Raw genomic sequence first — 22,001 nt, 5'->3', positions numbered from 1 at the left:
AGGCCACGCGTGGCAGGCCACCGGGGGATGGGGAGACGCGCTCCAGAACTCCCGGAGTCGGCTGTCGGCGCCCGCAGGTACGCTAGCCGCCATGACCCGACCTGCTGCTGCCTGGGGCCTCGTCTCCGTCCATGTCTCCGGCCAGGTGCTCGACGCCTGGTTCCCCGCCCCTGTGCTGGGCGGCCGCGACGGCAGCCCGGCACCGGCGAGCCTGGTCGCCGCCACCACCGATGACGACGAACGCGGCGTCAGCACCCGGCCCCGGCTGGTCGAGATCGATCTCGACTCCCCGCCCGCCTCGGTGCCGGATGCCTACCTACGGCTGCACCTGCTCAGCACCCGGCTGTGCCAGCCCCGGTCGCTCAACCTCGACGGCCTGTTCGGTGTACTTCCCAACGTGGTGTGGACCAACCACGGCCCGTGCGCTGTCGACGGCTTCGAGGAGGTCCGGGTGAACCTGCGGGCAGCCCGCGGTGCGGTCACGGTGTTCGGGGTGGACAAGTTCCCACGGATGGTCGACTACGTAGTGCCCTCCGGGGTCCGGATCGCGGACGCCGACCGGGTGCGGCTGGGCGCCCACCTGGCGCCGGGGACCACGGTGATGCACGAGGGTTTCGTCAACTTCAACGCGGGCACGCTGGGCACCTCGATGGTCGAGGGGCGGATCTCGGCGGGCGTGATCGTCGGCGACGGCACTGACATCGGTGGCGGAGCGTCGATCATGGGCACGCTGTCGGGCGGCGGCAAGGAGCAGATCAGCATCGGCGAGCGTTGCCTGCTCGGCGCCGAGTCCGGGCTGGGGATCTCCCTGGGGGACGATTGCGTGGTCGAGGCAGGACTGTACGTCACCGCCGGCACGAAGGTCGGCTTCGCCGGCCAGGTGGTCAAGGCCTCCGCCCTGTCCGGCCGCGACGGCCTGCTGTTCCGCCGCAACTCCCAGACCGGGGCGGTCGAGGCCCTGCAGCGCGCAGGCACCGGCGTCGAACTGAACGCCGCCCTGCACGCGAACTAGGGACGCCCGGCGATGCGTGACCTGCAGGTCGAGCCTGCGAACCTCGCTGGTCGGCGAGTCCATGCCGTGGCCCGGGCGAACCCGACGACCGGCAGGCCGCCTTCGGCCGGCAGCCCGAAGGGCCACCCGCGATGAGTCGTCTGAAGCGGCTGGCCGTGGGCGCAGTGGTCGTGCTCACGGTCGCTGCCGTGGCTGTGGGCGGGACGGTGGTCTGGCGGATGCTCAACCGCGAGCCGCTGCCACTGGCTGATCGCTGCACCGCCACCACGAGCACCGGTTCGGCCACCATTACCGCTGACCAGGCCTACTACGCGGCGCTGATCTCCGGGGTGTCGGTAAAGCGAGGGCTGGTGCCACGAGCGGCCAGCATCGCGCTCGCGACCGCCTTCCAGGAATCCGGCCTGCGCAACCTCGACTACGGCCATGCCGACTCCCTGGGCCTGTTCCAGCAGCGGCCCAGCCAGGGCTGGGGAACCGAGTCGGAGATCATGGATCCCTGGTACTCCTCCACCCAGTTCTACAAGGCGCTGGTGAAGGTGAAGGGCTGGAAGGACGGCGACATCAACGACGTCGCCCAGGCTGTCCAGCGCAGCGCCCATCCGGAGGCCTACCGCAAACACGTCGACCGTGCCCGCATCCTCGCCAGCGCGCTGGCCGGCGAGACGCCCGCCGGCTTCAGTTGCCGGATCGGTGAACCGTCCGACCCGAACCCGGACGCGATGGCCTCCTTCCTCACCAAGACCTTCGGCAAGAAGGTCAGCGTCGAGACCGGCGCCGACCGGCTGGTGGTCACCGCCGACGAGCCCCGCACGGCCTGGTCGGTCGCCCATGCGGCGGTGGCCGGAGTGGCCGAGTACGGCGTGACCGGGGTGGAACTGGGAAACTGGCACTGGACCCACGACCCGCGCTCGGCCGCCGCTTGGCACGGCACCGGAAGCACCGACGCCGAGGTGGTCGTGCTGACCTTCCCCGAGTCGCCGGCTCGCTGAAGAATCCCGAAGATCTCGCTGTGAGGCGCAACGAACGAGCCTGCCACCACCATGATCATGGCGTGAGGACAAGCTGGTGGCGACCTGCGGTGCCGGCCCTGGCCACCGCCCTGGCGCTCGGACTGGCCGGCTGCACCCCGACCGCCCCGCAGCCCTCCAGCCTCCCCGGCCCGTCCGGCAGCAACTCGGCCCCGACCCCACCGGCCACGGGCCCCACGGCGCCACCACCCACCCCGACATCGACCACCACCGACTATGCCGGCCCGTCGCCGATGCCCGCGGCGGACGGCGGCCCGATGCTGTGGCCGACCAGGACCACCACCACGGTCTACCTCGACGGCTGGGCGACCGACCAGGACCGGTTCGGCTTCGTCGACACCACCGGCAGCCTCGTCGTCCCACCCCGCTACGACAACTACGAGTACTGCCGGGACGCGAACGGCCGGGCCTCGCTCGTCCTGGCCGGCTCCGGGGACGAGCACGCCGACATCCTGGATCTGTCGGGCACGGTGACCGGCACGATTCCCGGCCGGTTCACCGACTGCACCGACGACACCTACGCCACCTTCAGCGAACAGGTCAGTGAGACCGGGCCGTTCGACGTCGGCAACGGGCTGTACGACCTGCGGTCGCACACCGTGCTGCTGCCGCTGAAGAAGAACCGGGTGGTCACCGCGCTGGACCGGCGGACGGTGAACGTCCACGAGGCCACCGGCGAGTACTTCCTCGACCTGGAGACCGGCAAGCGCACCCCCCACCTGGGCTACCTGGCCGACTACTCCGCCCCGCTGCACGACGGCGCCGACCCCAGCCTCATCCCGGCCACCGATCAGCCGCCCGATGCCGACACCGGCCGCGAGCCGCGAATGGGCTACCTCGACCGCACCGGCCGCTGGGCGCTGAAGCCGTCGCTAGGACGTACCGACGGCTTCCACGGCGGCTATGCCGTGGTGGAGAAGGACCAGAAGGAGTACTTCATCGACACCTCCTTCAAGCGTCTGCCCGGGGACTGGTCCTCCATCAGCTACCTGGGGTGGGGCTACCAGGTCTCCCGGGACGCGAACGGCGTCGAGTTGAACGGCCTGCTCGGGCCTGACCTGACGGTCATCCTGAAGCCGCAGCAGGCCGAGATCGACTGCGGCTGGAATCCCGGCAGCGCCTGCGGCATCCATCCCCGCTCCGGACGGGCCCAGTTGCTGCTGGTGCCGGAACTCACCCTGGCCGGCACCCCGGACGGCTTCAGCGACGTGCTGTCCCGCACGCTGTTCACCGACGCCACCCCCGACAGCCCGGCGACCCACGTCCTCAACACCGCCACCGGGAAGACCTTCTTCCTGGACCGGCCCTCCTTCTGTGGTGCCAGCGCCGGGTGGGTGAGCTGCAGCCCGATGGAGGACGGCGCCCCGCCAGCCGTCTACGATGCCGACGGCAAGCGCTCCGGATTCCGCGAGGTGGTGGTGGTCGAGGATGCCACCGCGGGCACCGACTCCGCCTACGCCTGGACGGTGGCAGGCCGCTACCAGGGCTTTATCGACCGCACCGGCGGCTGGCTGTACCGCGAGAGCCGCTACACCTTCCTGGAGGACTGATCATGTCCCGTCGCCTCGTCACCTTCGCGGCCGTCCTGGCCGTAGCGCTGGCCGGCTGCACCGCCCCGCCCACGTCCACCGGCACCCCGACAAGCACTCCCGTGCCCAGCTCACCGTCGGCGAACTCGCCGTCCGTGAGCCCGACGCCCTCGACCCCGCCCCCGGCGAGCCCGACGTCCACGTCGTATCCGTTCACCTTCGGCACCCTGCCGAAGTTCGATGGCTCGACGGCCAACATCCCGTTGATCTCGATGGTGATGCAGCGGCTGACCGGAGCGAGCCAGGCCGAGGCAGACAACGCGGTCAGCGTCACCACCACCCCGAACGCCTATCGGGCGCTGGTGGACGGCTCAGCCGACCTGCTGCTGGTCTACGAGGCGGACGCGTCGGTGAAGAAAGAGGTCGCCGAGTCCAAGGTGAAGCTGGAGTCGCACCCGATCGGCCGGGACGCCCTGGTCTTCTTCACCAACGCCGACAACCCGGTGACCTCGCTGACCACCGAGCAGTACCGGGCCATCTACAGCGGCACGATCACCAACTGGAAGCAGGTCGGCGGCAAGGACGCCCCGATCGTCGCCTACCAGCGGCCGGAGGAGTCCGGTTCGCAGGCCCTGATGCGCAAGTACGTGATGGGTGACCGGACGATGGCCAAGGCGCCCAGCGAACGGATCACCGCCGACATGGGCGAGATCATCGACGGCGTCTCCAGCTATGCCAACACCGCCAACGCCCTGGGCTACTCGGTCTACTACTACTTGGCCACGATGTACGCGGTCGAGGGCATCCAGATGCTCGAGGTCGGCGATGTGATGCCGTCCGCCGAGACCATCGGCAGCGGCCAGTACCCGTACGTGAACGACTTCTTCGTGATCATCCGGGCAGACGAGCCGGCGAACAGCCCGGCCCGCCGGGTGATGGAGTGGCTGCTCTCCCCCGAGGGCACCCAGGCAGTCAAGGATGCCGGGTACGTCCCGGCGGGCTGACCCGACTCCTGTCGCGATTCTGCGGCTCGATTGCTGCGCGGGCCGAAATCAAGGCTGCCGGGACATCGAGACGCAGAATTGCGACACCATCCTGACCGGATGGCGCAGCGCAGCCGGCGCAGTTCCGGCGTCCCGCCCGGGCTACTGGAGGGCAGCCGCGTGCAGCCGGTCGGATGCGGCCTCGATCTGCTCGTCGGTGGCGGTCAGCGCCACCCGGACGAACTGCCGTCCGGCCTCGCCGTAGAAATCGCCGGGGGCGACCAGGATGCCCAGGCCGGCCAGGTGCCGTACCGACGCCCTGCCGTCCTCGCCACGGGTGCACCACAGGTAGAGCGAGCCCTCGGAGAACTCGATCCGGTAGCCGGCGGCCTCCAGCGCGGGACGCAACAGCGCCCGGCGGCGCAGGTAGCGTGCCCGTTGCTGCTCGACATGGGCGGTGTCGCCCAGCAGCGCGGTCATCGCGGCCTGGATCGGGGCAGGCAGGATCATCCCGGCGTGCTTGCGGACCTCAAGCAGTTCGGCCACCACCCGCGGGTCGCCGGCAACGAAACCGGCCCGGTAACCGGCGACATTCGACCGTTTCGACAGCGAGTGGACGGCCAGCAGACGCTCGTGCGAGCCGTCGTTCACCGCGGGATGCAGGACGGAGACCGGCTCGGCCTCCCAGCCGAACTCGCCGTAGCACTCGTCACTGGCCAGCAGCGCGCCGGCCGCGCGGGCGGCCGCCACCCAGGCCCGGGTCTGGACGACAGAAAGGATCCGGCCGTGCGGGTTGGCCGGGGAGTTGATCCAGATCAGTTTCGGCCGCAGGCTCGCCGCCTCGGCCGGGTCGTCGGTGGCCACCACCTGTGCCCGGGCGATCCGGGCTCCGACGTCATAGGTCGGATAGCCGGTCGCCGGGATCACCACGGTGTCGCCGGCGCCCAGCCCCAGCAGGGTGGGCAGCAGCGCCACCAGTTCCTTGGTGCCCAGTACCGGCAGCACACCGGCGTCGTCCAGCCCGGCGGCCTGCCAGCGAATGGCGAGGTAGTTGATGATCGCCCGGCGCAGTTCTGGCGTCCCCCAGGTGGCCGGGTAGCCGGGGGCGTCGGCGGCCGCCTGCAGCGCGGCCTGCGCGACCTGCGGGGTCGGGTCGACCGGGGTGCCGACCGAGAGATCGACCAGCCCGTCCGGGTGTGAGACCGCCAGCGCCCGTGCGTCAGCCAGCGTGTCCCAGGGGAAGTCCGGCAGCGAGGACGCAAGCGGGTTCATCGGCGCGGGCCTTTCCGCCCGCCACAGCGGCAGGCCATCGGGGCAGGGATGCCCGGTAGAGCGCGACTCCCGGCGCGGGGAGACAGGTTCTAGCCCTGTGGCGGCAGCGCCACCACGACCGGGTGGTCGTAGTCGACCGGGCCCTGCCGGGCGGCGCCACCCGGGGAACCGATCTCGGCGAAGAACTCGGCGTTGACGTCGAGGTACTCGGTCTGGTCGTCGGGCAGGTCGTCCTCGTAGAAGATCGCCGAGACCGGGCAGACCGGCTCGCAGGCGCCGCAGTCGACGCACTCGTCAGGATGGATGTAGAGCATGCGATTGCCCTCGTAGATGCAATCGACGGGACATTCCTCCACGCAGGCGCGGTCCTTGATGTCCACACAGGGCTGCGCGATCACGTAGGTCATTCCATGCTCTCCTCAATCGACTTCGGGCCCTACTCTACAACTCATGACGCGACGCACACCGGGCGGGACACACGACGTCCCAACCGTTGAGGGAGTACGGGTTACGGTGCGTTTCGCGGTGCCCGAAGGCGGCACCCGGGATGTGGTCGGTTTCGTCACCGGCAGCGATGACGAAACCCTCACCGTGCTGGACCGCCGGGGGGTCGAGCACACCATCGTCCAGGCCGCGATCGTCGCCGGCCACCAGGTGCCGGTCTCGCGCGGGCGCGACCCCTTGCGGATGGAGCCGGACCTGCTGGACGGCATGGCGGCCCGGGCCGGGGTGTCCGGGCGCCGGTTCGTGATCCGACTGTTCGACCTGCTCGCCGGCCGACCGACCGTCGCCCGGGTGTCCGCGCCACGGATCGGGCTGGTCGACGGTGAGTGGGTGACCACCTCCCCCGACCAGGACCTGGTGGCGGTGGCCTGGTGGGCGGCACGCTCCGGTGTCCGCAGCATGCAGGTCCGCACTGACGACCCCGGCCAGATCGGCGCCCTGCTCGCGCTCGGGTTCACCGAGCTTCGCTGAGCCGCGGCAACTGCCCCGCCCTGGCCGACCTCCTGCGGCACCGGCTACCCCGGACGGCAGGGTGTCCCGCCCGCAAACCTGGACGGGACACCCGTCGTGCCGTCCCCCACGCCACCCTGTCGCTCCCGCACCGGTGGTGAGCCCTGCGGCCGGTGGGATCCCCGCCTTCACGGCCTAACAGGGGTTGCTCGCCGAGGATGACCTGGTGTCAACCCTGCAGCGGGCGGACGGAAGTCGGCCAGTGCCACTGCTAGCGATGCGACCTCCCCTTCTCCACCACCGGGAAACTCCACGCGTTCACGCTGCCGACAGCACTCGCGCCCGGCTTGTGCCCGGGGAAGGGCCAGCGACCCAGCCGGTACCAGGTGCCGAACGGGGTCGACACCTTCGTGGCCTGGCGGACCGAGTCGCTCTGGATGAAGGACACCAGCAGATAGCTCCCCTTGCCGAGCCGCGCGGCGGCGTCGGCATCGAGTTGCAGGGTGAGGGTGCCCTGACCGGTCCGGGTGATCGCCGCCTCGGTACTGCCGAGCAGGTGACCGCCCATGTCAGGCGCCCACGGCGCTGCGGTGCCGTCGGAGGCAGAGCAGGCGTCGAAGCCGTAGACGTCCCCGGCACAGCTGGACTTCCAGACCTTGACGAAGCTCGGGTCGCCCGTCCAGACGTACACCCGCGCCGTGCCTCGGGCCGAGGTGCGGTAATCCACCCGCACCGTCTTCCCGTTCAGCGAGACCGTGCCCAGCTTCATCGCGTTACTCGGCTGCAGCCCGGACATGGTCACCCCGCGGACAGCCGACTGGTAGATCGTCTGCGGGGACTCCACCCCCTCCAGGGCGGTGTCCGGGATGATCGCCGGCGGTGCGACCGTCGTCCGTCCGGTCGGCGGGGTGTAGCCGGCGAGGTAGGCGTGGCCCCAGCGGTAGGGCTCGGACTGCTGGCTTCCGAAGGCCGACCAGGCGTTGCGGGTCTGGCCGATGAAGTCCTGGGTGTCGGAGTCATAGGGGGTCACGTTCAGCCCCAGGTAGGTGGGGTCGACCACATTGGTCGCCGGGTTACCGGTCGGCGCCTGGCTGGTGGGGCCGACGGCGGCCGGCAGGTCGGCGAGCGGGATCTTCAGCTCGATGTCGTAGCCGCCACCGGTGTACTTCCCACCGGAGACGTCCACCCGCGAGACCACCTCGACGCCGGGAGCGTTCGGGGCGTCCTCGACGGTCGCGGCCAGCGGACCGGTGGCGAAGCCCTGGTGGTTGTCGGCGTCGCGTTCCCAGCACGGGCCGTCCACACCATTGCCGTTGGCCCCGGTGGGATCGTCGGTGTACGGGAACACCCCGAGCTTGAAGGTGGTCGAGGTGTCGGCCGAGTTGCCGCGCGGATCGAGCAGCACCTCCACTGAATCGACCAGCCAGTGCCCGAAGCACCGCTCGGGGCTGGCCGCCGCGCTCGCCACGTCGTCGGTCACATGGACGTGGGCGTACAGGGCATCGTCGAACCAGCCCAGCTGGGCGACGCTACCGGTGCCGCAGTCGACGCCGTCCGGGGCGCAGGCCTCTCCCTCCCAGACCTTGGCCAGGGAAAGCGGGTCACCGGTGTAGAGGTCGTCCTGCACCCCGTCGATCGCCGGTGCCGCGGCGAGCTGTGGAATTGTCACGCTCGGCACCAGGTACATCGTCAGGGTCTCGCTGGACTGGCCGCCGGAGTAGCTGGTGACGGCGGTGATCGGGACCGTGCGTCCGCCCGGATCGGACGGATCCGTACTGGTCACCACGAAGTCCACGCTTGTGGTCTGGCCCGCTGCCAGCGGCCCGTAGGGCTTCGAGGTCGCATCGACGACGAAGCCGTCCGGCACGGTGAGGGTGACGGTGCCCGACTGCGAGGCCTGGGTGTGGTTGGTCACCTCGACCGTCTCGGTGACCGACTCGCCGGCCCCGATCCGTCCCAGCGCCGTCGAGCGGCCGCCGACGTAGGCATTGTTGTCGGCCATCCACTGTTCGTACTCGGCGAGATTGCCCCATCGCTGGAACCGTCCCTCGATCCCGGACACGAGCTCGACCCGGGTGTCGTTGTAGCCGGTGACCCGGCCGCCGGTGTAGGTGGCCCCGAGCTTGAAGACCGCGTTCGCGGCATCGGCGGTAGGCGTCACGGTGAAGCGGGCGGTGGTGGCCTTCCGGTCGCCTACTCCGCTGACCTTCACCGGGCCCGAAACCTTCCAGCCGGACGGGACGTTGAGCGCCACCTTTCCGGCCGGCAGCGTGCCCTTGCCGGACTTCAGCGAGACCGTCACGGTGAACGGCTCACCCGCCGACTGGTAGTACGCAGCCGGCTCGACCGACAGCGTCGATCCGAGCGGCATGCCGCCGGGATCGGGGATCACCGCACCGTAGAGGATGGCGTTGTCCTTGGCCGAGGCGGTCGCCGCGTTCGGCTGGAGCGGGACGCCCGACCACAGCACGCCGAAGCGCTGGCAGGTGGGCTGCACGACCCCCTTCTGCATCGAACGGGCCTGGGTGGCGTGCGCCGCCGCTCCCTCACCCCCGACCTGCGCCCAGGTCTTGGCGCTGCCTGCCGGCTGCCCGGCGGTGTTGCCGGCGGCCCAGGTGTAGGGCGACTCGTAGCCGGTCCAGGTACCGACCACGGTGAACGGGTTGTTCGCGTCCGGGACGAAGCCGGTATTGCAGTTGGGCGCGGACGTGCCGCCGGTGCCGGCGGTGATGCCGGAGGTGAACCGCAGGATCGACATGTCGGCCAGGATCTTCTTGACCTGCCAGGTCTTGACCGCGCCGACCCCGGTGAGCTGCTCGGGGAACTTCTTCGGATCCGCCGCCGCGGCGGCGGCCGTCCAGACCAGGCGGCCCTGGGCGTACTGGTGGTTGCCGTGGCCGACGGCCAGTGAGGGCGTCCAGCCGAGCAGGATGTCGGGCTGGGTCTCCCGGATGATCCGGACCGCGCGACGCAGGGTCTCCTCGGTGTCCCAGACCTGGGCGGTCAGCGGCGCGGAGGTGTTGTAGAAGAAGTCGACCCGGTCGAGGTTGAAGATGTCGATGGTGCCGGAGCGGACGTGCGAGGTGCGATCCTCGTTCTCCCGCCGCAGCCCGAGGGCCGGGCCCGCCTCCGAGCCCACCGAGTTCGAGCCGCCCTCACCACGGGTGACCATGATGATGCCGCAGGTGATGCCGTAGCGGTCGTGCCAGACCCCGCAGGGGGTGGCCAGTCCGGCCTCGTCGTCGGGGTGGGCGAAGATTCCCATGATGTTGATCTTGTGCGGTCGGTTGGCCGTCGCATCCGACGCCTTGCCGACGGTGAGGGTGGGTTGAGGGGGTGTGGGCGCCGCTGATGCCGTCAAAGGCTGGACCACGAGGCCCAGCGCTGCGACTGCCGCCACCAACGCCACCTGGAATTTCCGTTTCATTGCGCCTCCAGCACTGGATTCGCCCCGGAAGGGAGTGGGGTGCGGTCAGGGTAGACCGGGCTGGCGCACGGAATCAACCAATTTCGAGCAATTCCGAGCATCAGTGCACGATCGCATGCACGCATGTGCTCGTCAGGGCCAACATTCGGGTGGCTCCACCAGACCCGGCGCGCCACAGCCGGCGCTGGCTCAGGTGAGTCACCCACCAAGGCACGGGACGGTTCCGGGTGAGCCGGGTGCCTGGTAAGCGGATCAGTCCAGACGGGAGGCGGGCAGGAACTCCATCCGAGGCAGTTTCTCGGCAGCGCCCCCGCTCACTCGCGGACGGCGCCCTCCAGCATCCCGCGGATGAAGTGCCGCTGCAGGAAGATGTAGAGCACCACCACGGGGGCGGCCACCAGCACCGCCCCGGCGGCCAGCAGCGCCGTCCCCTGGGTGTACTGGCCCTGGAAGAAGGCCAGCCCGAGCGGTGCGGTCCGGATGGTCGCGTTCGGGGACATCACCAGCGGGATCAGGAACTCGTTCCAGGTCCACATGAAGACCAACAACACCAGGGTGAGGATCGCCGGCCGTCCGACCGGGACCAGGATCTGCCACAGGATCCGCATCGACCCCGCACCGTCGAGCCGGGCGGCCTCGATCAGCGCGACCGACGAGGAGCGGAAATAGGTGCGCATCCAGTAGGTCCCGAAGGCGATCGACATCGCCACCTGCGGCAGCGCCACGCCCCAGACCGTGTTGGTCAGGCCGAGTTGGCGCAGGTCGAAGAACAGCGGGACGACGAAGGCCTCGGTGGGCACCATGATCCCGAGCAGGAAGAGCAGGAAGACCAGCCCTTGACCGGCGAACCGCATCGTGCCCAGCGCGTAGCCAGCCAGAATTGACGCCGTCACCGCCAGTACCACCACGATCACCGCCACCACCACCGAGGTGACCATGTACTGGCCGAATCGTCCGATCACCCAGGCATCGGCGAAGTTCTCCGGGTGGAAGGCGCCGCCGGCCCGTTCGGCCGCCGCGTTCTGCGGTCCGAAGGCCAGGGTCAGGATGACTCCGATCGGGGCGAACACGACGAAGGCGAACAGCACCAGGATCACGTAGTTCGCCGCGCGTTCGAAGGCCGAGATCTTCATGACCGCTCCCCGATCCGGTTCACCACGGCGTTGATCGCGAAGACGATCACGGTCAGTACGATGCCGATCGCCGTGGCGACCCCCACCCGTCCCAGTTCGAAGGCGTTGCGGTACACCTCATAGCTCGGCACCGTGGTAGAGGTGCCGGGCCCGCCCTTGGTGGTCACGTAGACCAGGTCGAAGGTCTTCAGCGCCGCGACGATGGTCAGGGTGAGGGCGACGGTGATCTCCCCGCGGACGCTCGGCAGTGTGATGGCGAAGAACTCCCGGACGGCGCCGGCGCCATCCAGCCGCGCCGCCTCGAACTGCTCGGTCGGGATCCGCGCGATGCCCGCCATCAGCAGGACGGTGACCAACCCGGTCGACACCCACGTCCCGATGAAGCCCACCGCCGGCAGAGTCCAGGTGTAGTCCCCCAGCCAGGGACGGGCCAGCGCCCCCAGGCCGACGGCACGCAGCAGGCCGTTGATCGGGCCGTCCGGGGCGTACAGCTGCCGCCAGGTGACCGCGATCACCACCATGGCGATGACCTGCGGCAGGAAGATCACCACCCGGAAGAAGCCCAGTCCGCGCACCCGCGCGCGGGTCAGGATGGACGCCAGCAACAACCCGATCACCAGCGGCAGCACGGCGTAGAAGAAGATCAGCACCAAGGCATGGCCGAAGGCCTCCCGCAGCCGGGCGTCGGCGAACACCATGAGGTAGTTCTCGAGACCGACGAAGCGTGAGGTAGCGCTCAGCCCGTCCCACTCGTACAGCGAGTACTGCACCGAACGGGCGAGCGGGAACAGCAGGAAGCCGCCGTAGAGCAGCAGCGCCGGGAGCAGGTAGGCCCAGGGTAGCCAGCCGGGCCCGGCGAGCCGGCTCCGGCGCCGGACAGTCCCGGCGCCGGAGCCCGTCCCCGTCTGGTCAGGCATTCGAGGCGACGAATGCCGAGTAATCGGCCTCCAACGCCTCGGTGAACGCGGCCGGGGTCAGTTGACCGTCGATCAGGCCCTGGAGCGCGGTGCCGAGGGTGTCGGAGAAGGTCGGGGTCGCGTAGTCGAGGTACGGCAGGACATCACCCTCGTCGGTGACCTTGCCGAACTCGGTGAACACCTCGGCCAGCGCCCCCGATGTCGCCGAGGCAAGCTCGGCGGTGCGGTTCACCGGCAGGTTGCCGGTGTCGACCAGCACCTGCATGGCGTCGTCGCTGGTGAGCCAGTCGAGGTAGGCGGCAGCGACGTCGGGGTGCTTCGAGGCCGAGGTGACCGCGAACGGCAGCCCGGTGCCGCCGGTGGTGGCGTAGCGCCCGGCAGCGTTCGCCGGCACGAAGAAGCCGAGGTCGTCACCCATCACGTCGCCCATGTCGGCTGCCAGCCAGGAACCGCCGATCAGGAAGACCCCCTCGCCCTTGGTCATCTTCTGCCAGGTCTGGTCGTAGTCGGCGCCGTTGACGCCGTTGTTGAAGTAGCCGTCCTTGACCCAGTCCTGCAGGGTCTTGGCAGCGGCCTCGTTCTCCGGCGTCTTCCAGCTGGCACCGGCGTTGCCGAGCGCAAGGGCTGTCACCTGGTCGGCCGGGACGGTCGAACCCTGCAGCGGGCCGAACACGTGGATCGCGGGCCACTTGTCGATGTTGCCCAGCATGAGGGGGGTCTCGCCGGCCGCCTTTGCCTTGGCCAGGGCGTCCTCGAAGCCAGCCCAGTCCTGCGGGACGTCGAGCTTGAGCTTGGCCAGCTTGCTCTTGGAGTAGAACACCCCGACCACCTCGCCGACCTGCGGCACACCGTAGAGATTGCCCTCACCGAAGACCTTGGCATCGGCGGAGTAGGTGGAGAACTTCAGGATGGACGGCGAGAACCGTTCGTTCCAGCCGTAGGCCTTCGCGTACTCGTCCAGCGGAATCAGCTGACCCGCCTCGACGAACGCACCCATGGTGTTGCGACCGTTGTTGGCCTGCACCACGTCGGGGGCGTCTGGACCGGTGAGCGCCAGCCGCAGCGTGGTGGCCAGGTCGTCGAAGGACTGTGAGACCCGGTTGATCTTCACATTGGGGTACTTGGCCTGGAAGGAGGCGTTGAGCTTCTCGACCTGTTCGTTCTGACCACCGCGGACCTCCTGGTCCCAGACGGTCAGGGTGACGTCGCCGACGCCGGCGATGTCGGTGTTCACCCCGGACGGGGCCTCGCTGGCGGTGCTACTGGTGGGGCTGGCCGAGGAGGCCGTGGTGGGCGCCTGGCCGGTGCCCGGAGCACAGGCGGCCAGGACGCCGAGCAGGGCAACGCCGAGGACGGCGCTGCTGAGACGACGATGAGAGTTGGGCATGATCTACCTTTCTATCGTGGATCGTGAGTCGAGTCGGGAGTTGGTCGCGGAACGGGCGTGATGGACGGCAGGAGGTCGGCCGCCGAGCGATCCTCGGCAAACCGCAAGGTGGGGTCGGCCCGCCGGACCGAACGCAGGTCGGCCGCCCGCAGGAGTTCGGTGAGGAAGCCGTAGCGGGCGGCGATTTCCTCGTCCGCGTCCGGGCCGACGACCGCCCACCAGTCGGCGATGTCGCACCACCCCGGAGCACCGAGCGCACCGCCGAAGTTCTGCACCGCCAGGCCGGCGGCGAGCGCGGCGAAGGCCAGTCGCCGACTGAGCGACCACTCCTGCAAGGTGGCCACCACAAAGGCCGCGGTGAACACGTCGCCGGCACCGGTGGCGTCCAGCACCTCGGCCGCGATGGCGGGGACGCTGGCCTCTTCGCCGGAGATCGCGTCGACGGCCACCGCCCCGTCCGGCCCGCAGGTGACCACGGCCAGCGGCACCCGGGTGGCCAGCCACCGCGCTGCTTCCAGTGGGGTGTCCGCCCGGGCGTAGCCCATCGCCTCGCCGGCGTTGACGATGAAACAGTGGCAGTCGGCCAACGGATCGAGGTCACTGACATCCCAGGCGCCCGAGGGGTCCCAGCCGGTTCCGGCGAACAGCCTGGTTCCCTGCCTGGCGGCCCGCCGCCACCAGGTGTCGGTGCCGGTGGCCAGGCCGCTCAGGTCGAGGATGGCCGCACGCGCCGAGACGCCGTCGGCCAGCAGCTCCTGCGACGAGACCGGGTCGTCGTGGGCGTGGGTGACCATGGCGCGGTCGCCGTCCTCGATCAGCGACACGGTGACGGAGGTGTGCCAGTCGGGCAGCCGCCGGGAGTAGCGCAGGTCGACGCCCTCCTGGGAGAGCAGCTCCCAGGTCCAGCGGCCGTAGGCATCGCCACCGATGACGGTGGCCAGTGCGGTGCGCAGGCCGAGCCGGCGGGTGGCCACGGCGAGGTTGGCGATCCCGCCCGGGCTGGCGCCCATCCCCTGGGCGAAGGTCTCGGTGCCCGGCGGCGGACTGCCGGGCAGCCCGGTGAAGATGATGTCGAAGAAGACCGGCCCGGCCAGCACGACATCGAAGTCGGTGTCGCCGCCCACAGTCACTGGAGTCTCCTCTGCCGTACCCCACCAGTTTGCCTGAACTTACCGTGAGCTGACTGTTTCCGCACTAACTGTGCTCGAATTGTGATAGTTCACGCTCGAAGTTGACTGATATGCTCCGCTCATGTTGTCCGCCACGAGACAGGCGAAGATTCTCGATTCGCTGCGTACCGACGGCGAGGTGACCGTTGAGGAGCTCGCCGGACAGTTCGGGGTCTCCCTGTCGACCATCCGCCGCGACCTGAACGCCCTGAGCGCCGAGGGACTGCTCCGCCGGGTACGAGGCGGCGGCAGTGTGGAACCTGACAAGGTGCCCTTCGGCGAGGTGCAGCGCCAGCACCGTCCGGAGAAGAAACGGATCGCCGCGCGGGCCGCCGAACTCGTCCACGACGGGGACGTCGTCCTGGTCGACATCGGCACCACAACTGCCCTGCTGGCCAAGCAGTTGCGCGGCCGTCGGATCACGGTGATCACCGCCAGCCTGGCGGTGATCGACGAACTCCGCGGCGACGAGGCTGTTGAGCTGGTGGTCCTGGGCGGCGTGGTGCGGCGCAACTACCACTCGATGGTCGGCGTGCTCACCGAGCAGGCCCTCGCGCAGTTGCACGCGACCATCTGCTTCCTGGGCACCAGCGGCATCCGGCCGGACGGCACCATCACCGACACCACCGGCATCGAGGTTCCGGTGAAACGGGCCATGATCGCCTCCTCCCAGACGCGGGTCGTGCTGGCCGACTCGAACAAGTTCCCCGGCGTCGGCCTGCTCCCGGTGTGCGAGCCCGGTGCGATCAGTTGCGTGGTGACCAATCCCGACGCCGACCCGGCCACCCTGGCAGCGTTGCGGGCAGCGGAGGTCGAGGTGTTCCTCGCGTGAAACTCACCATCATCGGAGGCGGCGGCTTCCGGGTTCCGCAGGTCTACCAGGCGATCGCTGCCGCGAGTGCGCCCGTGGCGATCGACGAGTTGAGCCTGTACGACTCCTCCCCCTCCCGGCTGGCGACCATTCGCGCCGTCGTCGAGGCGATGGCAGTCGACCGACCGCCCCGGTTGACCGCCACCCTCGACCTCGCCGAGGCGCTGCGCGGGGCCGACTTCGTCTTCTGCGCGGTACGGATCGGCGGGACGGCGGGCCGCACCATCGACGAACGGGTTGCGCTGGACCTCGGCGTGCTCGGACAGGAAACCGTAGGTCCCGGGGGGTTGTCCTACGCGTTGCGCACGGTCCCGTTCATGGTGCGGCTCGCCCAGACCGTCCGTGAAGTGGCGCCGCAGGCCTGGGTGATCAACTTCACCAACCCAGCCGGCATCGTCACCGAAGCCATGCAGGCGGTGCTCGGCGAGCGCGTGGTGGGCATCTGCGACACCCCGATCGGCCTGATGCGCCGAGCCGTGCAGGCGTCCGGCGCCACCGGGGAGGTGCGGTTCGACTACGTCGGGCTCAATCACCTCGGCTGGTTGCGCGAACTGAGCGTCGCCGGCGTCGACGTGCTGCCCGGCCTGCTCGGCTCGGATGCTGCCCTGGCCCAGATCGAGGAAGCCCGGCTGCTGGGGTTTGACTGGGTGCGTGCGCTCGGGGCGCTGCCCAACGAGTACCTGTACTACTACTACTTCACGCGGGAGGCGGTGGCCCGGATCCGCTCCGAGCCGCAGACCCGTGGGGAGTTCCTGGACGCCCAGCAGTCCCGGTTCTATGCCGCCCCCGGGGACAGCCCGTTGCAGACCTGGCAGGCGGTGCACGGCGAACGTGAGGCCACCTACATGGCCGAGAGCCGCGCGCCGGAAGAGCAGCGTCAGGCGTCGGATCTCGGTGGCGGCTACCAGGAGGTGGCGCTCGACCTGATGGCGGCGCTGGCCACCGGCCGGGGCTCGACCATGATCCTGAACGTCCGCAACGGCACCCTGGTGCCCGCGCTCCCCCAGGAGGCGGTGATCGAGGTCGGCTGCACGGTGGACGGCAACGGCATCCGACCCTGGCCGGTCGCCCCGGTGGTCGGTGAGCAACTCGGCCTGATCGCGCAGGTGAAGGCCGCCGAGCAGTTGGTCATCGCCGCCGCCCGGGAGGGCTCCCGCCGGCTGGCGTGGCGGGCCTTCGCCGCCCATCCCCTGGTCGACTCGGTGGCGATCGCCCGGCGCCTGGTGGACGGCTACACCGCCAACCTTCCCGACCTGGCCCGCCTGCTCTCCTGAGCTGGCGCTGGCTCGGTGGAGTGTTGTCGGGCCGCTCCTGCCGGGGCGGGCTTCAGTCCTTGTCGGCGGGCTTCTTGCCGCAGACCACCGGGGTGAGCGCGTTGTACGACCACGAGAAGGGCTCGGTCTTGACCTTCTTGCCGTTCTTGTAGAACACCCGGTTGTAGCGGACGTCGAAGCCGGACATCGCGCTCTGCGGGATGCACTTCGCCGAGCTGTCGTAGACGGTCTTGCCCGGCGCTCGCCAATTGCTCTGGGTGGGCTTGGTCGCCTTGATGTCGTACACCTTCGTCGACCAGACCCGGACGGTCACCGAGCCCTGGCTTCCCGTCCGGCCGGTGGTCCAGGCCTGCAGCACCACGCCATAGGGCGAGTCGTTCTTGAACTTCAGGTCGACACTGCGGTAGTCGAGGGTCGCCTCCCGGCCCATCGGGTAGCGACTGAAGTACAGCGAGTGCGGCTTGTGGTAGACGTCCTCCAGCCCGGCGAAGAAGATCGCGTTGAAGGTGGTCGTGGTCAGCTGGGAGATTCCGCCGCCGTAGATGTTGGGGTCGATCTTGCCGTTGGCGATACCCCCGCCCGCCATCCAGCCGGCCTGCGGCGTGCGCTCGCCGAGCACCTTGTTCAGCGAGAAGGTCTCGCCGGGCTTCAGCAGGTAGCCGGTGATCATCTTCGCGCCCTTGCCGATGTTGTTGTACCGGTAGGCACTGCCGGGGAAGTAGGTGGTGAACTGCCCGGTGACCTGCTTCACCCCCAGCGCCTTGGCCTCGGCGGTGGTGAAGTCCGCCGGGCGGACCACGGTCGCCACCGCGGCCGTCCGGTCGGTGGTCTCACCCAGGACGGGACGGATCGCGTCCGCCAGCGCCTGCGGATCGACCCCGACGCCGTCCTTGGACGGGACGACCTTCGGCTTGTCGCTCTTCTTCTGCCCGATGCTGAACCGGGCGTTGCTGGGCGCCTTCAGCCCGACCTTGTCGAGGTCGGCCTTGACCAGGCCGGAGAGAGTCTTGGCGTCGACCTTCGCCACCAGCCCGCCGTCGCCCGGCACGAAGCTGACCGCCCCGGCGATCGCCTCCGGCTTGAGCGAGAAACTGCCCACGTCCCCGACCTTGACGGTGATCGGCTTGGCGACCGCCGGCTTCGCGAGGCTGCCCAGAGCCTGTTCGGCCTCGGCCGTGGTGACCTCCGGCTCCACCACCTGCACCGGCGCGGTGGCCGAGGTCGAGGTCAGGTAGGCCTTTTTGATCGCCTCCCTGGCCGCGGACTGGTCGAGGGTGACGCCGTTCTTCCCTGCGGTGACCTTCGGGGTGGTGCCGTGGTAGGCGAGTTCGGCATCAGCCGGGTCGACATCCACCTTCGCAGCGATCTGGGACACGAGCTTGTCCAGAGCTGAACCGTCGACGACGGTCACCGCGGGCAGATCGTGGCCGCCGAAGAGGGTTTCGATGATCGTCACCGGGTTGGCGCTCCGTCCGCCGCCGGCCTGGGCGACCGAGGCCGGGTAGTCGATGCTGAGCCCGGCGTCGGCGGGCTTCACCGTCGCGGTGGTCTCACCGGCGGAGAGCGTGATGGCCGCCTTCTCCTTCGCCGCCAGTTCCTTGCGCAGTTTCGCCTCGGCGTCGGCGGAGGTCAGGCCACCGACCGGGACGCCGGCGATCACCGAGTCCTTCGGCAGTCCGTCCCCGGCCAGGGCGTACCCGGCGGCGTAGGCGGCGCCGAGCAGCACAACCAGACCGCCCACGGCGATCAGGCCCGCGCGGGCGGCGGCGGGCATTCTGTTCTTCTTCGGCGCAGCCACTCGTGGTCCTCTCCAGGCGCGGTTCGCGCACCCATGCTAACGGGCTGAGACCTCCGCCGACGGATCAGGGGCCGCGCGGGAGGCCGACACGGTTGCCAACTGGGCCACGATGATCCCGGCCGCCATCAGCGCCGCGCCGGCGTAGCCGCGCACCCCCATGTTCTCGTGCAGGATCAGCGCACCGCCCAGGGCACCGAAGACCGCCTCGCAGGACATGATCAGCGCGGCGTGGCTGGCCAGGGCGTCCCGCTGGCCGATCACCTGCAGGGTGTAGGCGATGCCCACCGAGATCAGGCCACCGTAGAGCAGCGGGATGAGCGCGTGCCCGACCCCGGTGAACGGTGCCGGGTCGAGAACCAGAGCGGCCAGGCAACTCAGCAACGCGCACCAGGTGAACTGGGCGATGGAGAACCGCAGCGCCGACAACTCCTGGGCGTAGCGTTCGATCAACAAGATCTCGGCCGTCCAGACGAAGGCGGAGATCAGGACCAGCAGATCCCCCAGACCGATCGTGAAATCGTCGGTGACGCTGATCAGGTACAGCCCGGCCAGCGCGCAGCAGATGCCGACGATGGTCGCCGGGCTGCTGCGATGCCCGCGGAAGGCCGCCACCAGTGGCACGAAGACCATGTACAGCCCGGTGATGAAGGCGGCATTGCCGGCGGTGGTGTAGCTCATCGCGGCCTGTTGCAGGCCGACGGCGACCGCCAGCAGGGTGCCGACCAGGATACCGGGCACCACCACGGCACGGGTGGCAGCCCGGCGGGCCGTCACCGGGACGCCGCGTCGCCGGTCGAGCCACCAGACCACCGGCACCAGGGCGGCAGCGCCCATCGCGAACCGCAGGCCGTTGAAGGTGAACGGGCCGATGTACTCCGCGCCCAGCCGCTGTGCAGCGAAGGCGAAACCCCAGATCGCCGACGCCAGCAGCAACAGGCCGTTGGCCCGCAGTCGACGGGTCGCGAGGGGATTCACTCCACGAGGCTATCGCTCGTCCATCGCCGGTCGGCACTCACCGGTCGGCGATGGACGAGCGGTGATCGTCTCAGCTCTGGTTGGCCAGTGCGGTCCGCGCCTTGGCAGCCACGTTCTCGGCGGTGAAGCCGTACTTGGCCAGCAGCAGCGGGCCGGCGGCGGACTCGCCGAAGTGGTCGACCGAGACGATCTCGCCGGTCTGGCCGACGTACTCCCGCCAGCCCATCGCGATCCCGGCCTCGACCGAGACCTTGGCCGCAGACCCCGGGATGACCTGCTCGCGATAGTCGGCCGGCTGGGCGGCGAACCACTCCAGGCAGGGCAGCGAGACCACCCGGGTGGCGACGCCCTCGGCCTGGAGCAGGTCGCGGGCGGCCAGCGCCACCGAGACCTCGGAGCCAGTAGCCAGCAGCACCACCTGCGGGGCGCCGGTGGAGGCCTCCGCCAGCACGTAGCCGCCCTTGGCGAAGCCCTCGCGGGCACCGTCGGCGGGCTCGATGTTCGGCACGTCCTGACGGGTGAGGATCAGCCCGGTCGGACGGTCGGTGTGCTTCAGCGCCTCTGCCCACGCCCACGCGGTCTCGTTGGCGTCCGCCGGACGGACGACATCCAGCCCGGGGATGGCGCGCAGCGCGGCGACGTGTTCGATCGGCTGGTGGGTGGGCCCGTCCTCGCCGACGCCGACCGAGTCATGCGACCAGACGAACACGCTGGGCGCCTTCTGCAGCGCCGCCAGCCGCACCGCCCCGCGCATGTAGTCGGAGAACACCAGGAAGGTGCCACCGTAGGCGCGGGTCAGCCCGGAGATCGTGATCGCGTTGACGATATTGCCCATCGCGTGCTCACGGATGCCGAAGTGCAGGGTGCGGCCGTTGTAGTCGCCGACGAAGTCGTGGCTGGACTGCTCCGGCGGCAGGAAGGACGGCTGGCCCTTCATCGTGGTGTTGTTCGAACCGGCCAGGTCGGCCGAGCCTCCCCACAGTTCCGGCAGGGTGTCGGCCAGCGCGGTGAGCACCTCGCCGGAGGCCGCCCGGGTCGACTTCTTGCCCGCCCCGTAGACCGGCAGTGCTGCCTCGAAGCCCGCCGGGAGCTCCCGGGACACCAGCCGCTGGTAGAGCGCCGCCTGCTCGGGATTGGCCGCCTGCCAGGCCTCGAACCGGGCACCCCAGGCCGCCTTGGCCTCGCTGGCGCGGGCGGCGGCGTTGGCCCGGGTGCTGGCCAGCACCTCCGGCTCGACAGCAAAGCTCTGCTCGGGATCGAACCCGAGTTCCCGCTTCAGCCCGGCGATCTCCTCAGCCCCCAGCTTGGCGCCGTGGACGGAGTGGTGGCCGGCCTTGGTCGGCAACGGCCAGCCGATCACCGTGGTCAGCTTGATGAAGGACGGCTTGTCGGTGACCGCCTTCGCGGCCTCGATCGCGTCGTAGAGCGCCTGGACGTTCTCGGAGTAGGTGGTGCCACCGCCGGTCCAGTCGACATGCTGGACGTGCCAGCCGTAGGCGGCGTAGCGGGCGGCGACGTCCTCGGTGAACGCGATCTGGGTCTCGCCCTCGATCGAGATCCGGTTGTCGTCGTAGATCAGCACCAGGTTGCCGAGCTTCTGCGCCCCGGCCAGCGAGGACGCCTCGCCGGAGACGCCCTCCTGCATGCAGCCGTCCCCGGCGATGCAGTACACGACGTGGTCGAACACCGAACTGCCGGGCTCGGCGGTGGGGTCGAGGATGGCGCGCTCGCGGCGGGCGGCCATGGCGAAGCCGACCGCCATCGCCACGCCGGCGCCCAGCGGACCGGTGGTGCACTCCACGCCGGCGGTGTGGCCGTACTCGGGGTGCCCGGGGGTCAGCGAGCCCTCGGTGCGCAGGGCAGCCAGGTCGTCGACCTCCAGCCCGTAGCCGGCCAGGAAGAGCTGGGTGTACTGGGTGAGCGAGGAGTGGCCCGCCGACATCACGAAGCGGTCGCGTCCGGCCCAGGTCGGATCGGCCGGATCGCCCTGCATCACCTTCTGGTACAGCAGGTACGCCACCGGTGCCAGCGAGATCGCCGTGCCGGGGTGACCGTTGCCCACCTTCTCGACCGCGTCAGCGGCAAGAACGCGCGCGGTGTCCACGGCGCGGCGGTCGGTCTCGGTCCATCTGAGGGGGCTGGTCATCCTTGGCCTTTCATCGTTTCAACCCATGCCAACTACGCCTGTCAGCCTATACCGGACGGGCCACCGTCCGCGGCCCGACGGCCACTGCTGAGCCAGCCGAGGACGACGGTCGCGACCCGGCACGCC

17 protein-coding genes are annotated in these 22,001 nt (G+C 69.9%); 7 read left to right on the top strand and 10 right to left on the bottom strand.

Annotated elements, in window-relative coordinates; translation table 11 throughout:
• Positions 1-91 precede the first annotated feature (91 nt).
• The 4 genes from dapD (at position 92) to VB080_RS07360 (ending at position 4,573) form a co-directional block, all read left to right on the top strand.
• Entirely contained in the window at positions 92-1,012 is a 921-nt protein-coding gene (gene dapD / locus VB080_RS07375) for a 2,3,4,5-tetrahydropyridine-2,6-dicarboxylate N-succinyltransferase (RefSeq protein ID WP_323417789.1), read from the top strand.
• Between the two features lie 131 nt (positions 1,013-1,143).
• Positions 1,144-2,001 (top strand): hypothetical protein, encoded by an 858-nt coding sequence (locus VB080_RS07370; protein ID WP_323417788.1) that lies wholly within the window; start codon positions 1,144-1,146, stop codon positions 1,999-2,001.
• A gap of 62 nt (positions 2,002-2,063) precedes the next feature.
• Entirely contained in the window at positions 2,064-3,590 is a 1,527-nt protein-coding gene (locus tag VB080_RS07365) for a WG repeat-containing protein (RefSeq protein ID WP_323417787.1), read from the top strand.
• A 2-nt stretch (positions 3,591-3,592) separates the two neighbouring features.
• A complete protein-coding gene (locus tag VB080_RS07360; protein ID WP_323417786.1) occupies positions 3,593-4,573 on the top strand; it encodes a PstS family phosphate ABC transporter substrate-binding protein in 981 nt (326 codons plus the stop codon).
• Positions 4,574-4,714: 141 nt separating this feature from the next.
• On the opposite strand, the gene dapC is transcribed toward VB080_RS07360, so the two are convergent.
• The gene (gene dapC, locus VB080_RS07355) at positions 4,715-5,824 is read right to left on the bottom strand and encodes a succinyldiaminopimelate transaminase (RefSeq protein WP_323417785.1); all 1,110 of its coding nucleotides are present in this window, start codon (positions 5,822-5,824) and stop codon (positions 4,715-4,717) included.
• Between the two features lie 89 nt (positions 5,825-5,913).
• Entirely contained in the window at positions 5,914-6,231 is a 318-nt protein-coding gene (gene fdxA / locus VB080_RS07350; RefSeq protein WP_323417784.1) for a ferredoxin, read from the bottom strand.
• A gap of 106 nt (positions 6,232-6,337) precedes the next feature.
• On the opposite strand from fdxA, the gene VB080_RS07345 reads away from it, so the two are divergent.
• Complete coding sequence (locus VB080_RS07345) at positions 6,338-6,799, top strand: hypothetical protein (protein ID WP_323417783.1); 462 nt, start codon at positions 6,338-6,340, stop codon at positions 6,797-6,799.
• Positions 6,800-7,049: 250 nt separating this feature from the next.
• Here the strand turns inward: VB080_RS07345 and VB080_RS07340 are convergent, their stop codons facing one another.
• From VB080_RS07340 to VB080_RS07320, 5 genes are all read right to left on the bottom strand, one after another.
• Complete coding sequence (locus VB080_RS07340; protein ID WP_323417782.1) at positions 7,050-10,205, bottom strand: PIG-L family deacetylase; 3,156 nt, start codon at positions 10,203-10,205, stop codon at positions 7,050-7,052.
• Between the two features lie 314 nt (positions 10,206-10,519).
• On the bottom strand, positions 10,520-11,338 hold the full coding sequence (locus tag VB080_RS07335) for a carbohydrate ABC transporter permease (protein ID WP_323417781.1): 819 nt from the start codon (positions 11,336-11,338) through the stop codon (positions 10,520-10,522).
• Positions 11,335-12,255 (bottom strand): sugar ABC transporter permease, encoded by a 921-nt coding sequence (locus VB080_RS07330; protein WP_323417780.1) that lies wholly within the window; start codon positions 12,253-12,255, stop codon positions 11,335-11,337. Before VB080_RS07330 ends, VB080_RS07335 begins: the two co-directional genes overlap by 4 nt.
• Positions 12,248-13,642 carry an ABC transporter substrate-binding protein gene (locus VB080_RS07325; RefSeq protein WP_323417779.1) on the bottom strand — a complete coding sequence of 465 codons (1,395 nt, stop codon included), beginning with the start codon at positions 13,640-13,642 and terminating at the stop codon, positions 12,248-12,250. Before VB080_RS07325 ends, VB080_RS07330 begins: the two co-directional genes overlap by 8 nt.
• 11 nt (positions 13,643-13,653) lie before the next feature.
• A complete protein-coding gene (locus VB080_RS07320; protein ID WP_323417778.1) occupies positions 13,654-14,772 on the bottom strand; it encodes a carbohydrate kinase family protein in 1,119 nt (372 codons plus the stop codon).
• 121 nt (positions 14,773-14,893) lie between these two features.
• Here VB080_RS07320 and VB080_RS07315 point away from each other — a divergent pair, with 121 nt between their 5' ends.
• A complete protein-coding gene (locus tag VB080_RS07315) occupies positions 14,894-15,643 on the top strand; it encodes a DeoR/GlpR family DNA-binding transcription regulator (protein ID WP_323417777.1) in 750 nt (249 codons plus the stop codon).
• Positions 15,640-16,956, top strand: coding sequence for a 6-phospho-beta-glucosidase (locus VB080_RS07310; protein ID WP_323417776.1), 1,317 nt, complete (start codon positions 15,640-15,642; stop codon positions 16,954-16,956). Before VB080_RS07315 ends, VB080_RS07310 begins: the two co-directional genes overlap by 4 nt.
• 52 nt (positions 16,957-17,008) lie before the next feature.
• Here VB080_RS07310 and VB080_RS07305 read toward each other — a convergent pair whose 3' ends face one another.
• The 3 genes from VB080_RS07305 to tkt form a co-directional block, all read right to left on the bottom strand.
• Positions 17,009-18,754 (bottom strand): VanW family protein, encoded by a 1,746-nt coding sequence (locus VB080_RS07305; RefSeq protein ID WP_323417775.1) that lies wholly within the window; start codon positions 18,752-18,754, stop codon positions 17,009-17,011.
• 36 nt (positions 18,755-18,790) lie between these two features.
• Positions 18,791-19,729 (bottom strand): DMT family transporter, encoded by a 939-nt coding sequence (locus tag VB080_RS07300; protein WP_323417774.1) that lies wholly within the window; start codon positions 19,727-19,729, stop codon positions 18,791-18,793.
• 70 nt (positions 19,730-19,799) lie between these two features.
• Positions 19,800-21,875 carry a transketolase gene (gene tkt, locus VB080_RS07295; RefSeq protein WP_323417773.1) on the bottom strand — a complete coding sequence of 692 codons (2,076 nt, stop codon included), beginning with the start codon at positions 21,873-21,875 and terminating at the stop codon, positions 19,800-19,802.
• Positions 21,876-22,001 lie beyond the last annotated feature (126 nt).

The sequence above is a fragment of the Propionicimonas sp. genome, from assembly GCF_034927565.1.
GTDB lineage: Bacteria > Actinomycetota > Actinomycetes > Propionibacteriales > Propionibacteriaceae > Propionicimonas.
Note: the sequence above shows the minus strand (reverse complement) of the source record. Positions and strands in the feature narration are given on the sequence as shown.